This window comes from Streptomyces sp. NPDC002144 (assembly GCF_053593695.1).
This window is the reverse complement of the sequence record NZ_JBSFDB010000151.1, coordinates 1-2,294: the sequence shown is the minus strand read 5'-3', so window position 1 is coordinate 2,294 and position 2,294 is coordinate 1. Positions and strand designations below refer to the sequence as shown.

Below are 2,294 nucleotides of genomic sequence, written 5' to 3'. Positions count from 1 at the left end.
GAGGTACGACAAACTCGCCGTCCGCTACGAGGCGACCGTGCTGGTCGCGGCCATCAACGAATGGCTGTGACCAGCACTTTCGAAACACGCCCTAGAGCGCGCGACGACCCATGGCGGAGGACGCGACGGGACCCCGCTTCTTGTCCGTCCGTTCCGCCGACCCCCCTGCCGTCCAGGCCTCCCACAACGCGGTCCTGATCACCTCCTCTGACTCCTCCGGTTCGGCCTCTTCGCACGGGGCTGCCGCTCGTTCGTCCATGTCCGTTTCTCCCTCGGCCTGTTCTTCTCCGAGCGTCAGGGGGTGTGGTGCCTGCCGGTCGGTGAGGTGACGATCAGTCCGGGGGGCCGCCCCCGCGGACCGGCGGCCACAGGGGCAAGCTGCGTGAACCGGTTCGCCGTACGTGAGTCGGCCGTTATCCGTTCCAGATCGGCCAGCGTGCTCTCGTCCAGCCACGTGGCTCCGTCCTCTCCGGCGTCACCGGGCTGGTGCCCGGCCGGCTCCGGCGGGAACAACTCGCGCAGGAGCACGAGGGGCTGCCGCCCGTCGATTACCCGCAGCACCTTGAACCGCGTGCCGGGCAGAAAGACCAGCTGCTCCGGGGCGTACGGGGCGACCACCGCGGTACGGCGTGCGGTCAGCGACCACACGACGAAGCCGGGTCCGCCCTCACGCAGAACGGCTGCCGATGCTGAGGCTGCCCAGAAGCCCTGCTCCGTGACGAACTGGTTGTCGCGGTACCACTCCGTCACCGGTCCTACCGTGCCGGTGCGTACGATCGCCGGACCGCGGTAGGAGGCCAGCCGGCGCAGCCCCGAGGAGAGGCACCGGGCGAGGGACAGGTGCGCGCCCACCGTTCCCTGGGACAACGCCTCGTCGAGTTCCTCCCACTCCCCGGCCAGATACAGGTGGACGGCCGCCAGATCGGCGAGCACGTTGACACGGTCGTGCCGGATGCCGGCCGGAGGGCCCAGGGACTGGGGCAACGCCCGTGCCACGCTGGCCATCGCCTCGCGGTACCGTTCTCCGTACGTGCGCCACAACCGGAGTCGGTCCCAGGCGATGCCCCGTCCACCCGTCGGGACGATCCGCGTGGCGGCGTCCGGCACGGGTTGCACCCGGTACCCGGCACCGTCGGGTGTCCGAAGTGGTGCGGGCACCGAGTACACGAACTGTTCGCGGCTGGGGAGCGGGTCGGAGATGCTCATCGCGTTCTCCTGGGAGTTCTCGGGTATAGGTGCGCGTTGCGGAAGGTCACCGTCCAGCCCCGCTGAACGGACCGTGCTGGATGGCACTGCCGTGACTCTAGGAGTGGGCTCGCGGTTCGTGGCGGGCCGCTGGGCGAAAGCGGCACGGAAGGACCGCAGGTCTTCCCGTCCGTACGGACACCGCCCGGTGCCGCGCACCGCCGCCCAGGCTGACGCAGCGTGTGCGGAGCGCAGCGCCTGAGCCCCGACCGGTTCGTGGGGAACGGTGTGTGACCAGGTGTTCTTCAACTTCGGAGAGTCGAGACGCGGCGGCTGGCATGGAACGATTCCTGACCGATGCGCTCAACGGAGCCGACGGCGCCGTGGCGAAGGACGCCGGGGGGTGCCCCTACTGTCTTGGGTCAAGCTGGTCGGGTGTGGGTTCGGGGCGTCTGGAACGATGTGTCCGTGCATGCTGATGATCAGGTTGGCGAGGGGGTCCCCGCGGAGCTCGCGGTGTTGCTGCGGGAGGCGGTCGACGGCCGCCCGGTGAAAATCGCTCCTTCCGTCTGCGAGGTGTGCGGCGGTCGTGTGTTCTTCGTGCTGGTCAATGCGTCGAGCGCGGAACGGGAGTGTTCGGGCTGCGACAGCCGTGCGTTCATCGCGGACAGCGAGGAGCAATGGAATGAGGAGTCCTGGGAGGACGACGAGCCCGGTGCGGCTGGCTGCCCGTGCGGAAGCGAGGAGTTCGAGGCCGCGGTCGCGTTCTCGCTCGGCACCGACGGATCCGTCCGCTGGGTGACCGTGGGCCTGCGGTGTATCAAGGATGGGTTCTGCGGGATCTATACCGACTGGAAGATCGACTACGAACCGACGGATCACCTCCTGACCATGGTCTAGGTCTGAGGAGCGACAGCCCGAACGGGCTGCTGTTCGTAGAAGGTTCCGTCGCGGAGCATCGCGAAGAGGACGCCGGCCCGGCGTCTGGCGAGACAGCGGAGGGCCCGGGTGTGGGGTGTCCCCCTATGCCTGAGCCGACGGCGTCGAGCCATCTGCTCCGGTCGAGCGAGCGTATTCCATGGGAGTTTGACCGTACTGCTTCTTGAAGG

2 protein-coding genes are annotated in these 2,294 nt (G+C 68.6%); one reads left to right on the top strand and one right to left on the bottom strand.

What is annotated here, in order from left to right; translation table 11 throughout:
• Positions 1-294: 294 nt before the first annotated feature.
• Complete coding sequence (locus tag ACWCQ1_RS51965; protein ID WP_451030116.1) at positions 295-1,206, bottom strand: hypothetical protein; 912 nt, start codon at positions 1,204-1,206, stop codon at positions 295-297.
• Between the two features lie 447 nt (positions 1,207-1,653).
• Between ACWCQ1_RS51965 and ACWCQ1_RS51960 the strand changes: the two genes are divergently transcribed.
• The gene (locus tag ACWCQ1_RS51960) at positions 1,654-2,085 is read left to right on the top strand and encodes a hypothetical protein (RefSeq protein WP_451030115.1); all 432 of its coding nucleotides are present in this window, start codon (positions 1,654-1,656) and stop codon (positions 2,083-2,085) included.
• Positions 2,086-2,294: the final 209 nt, after the last annotated feature.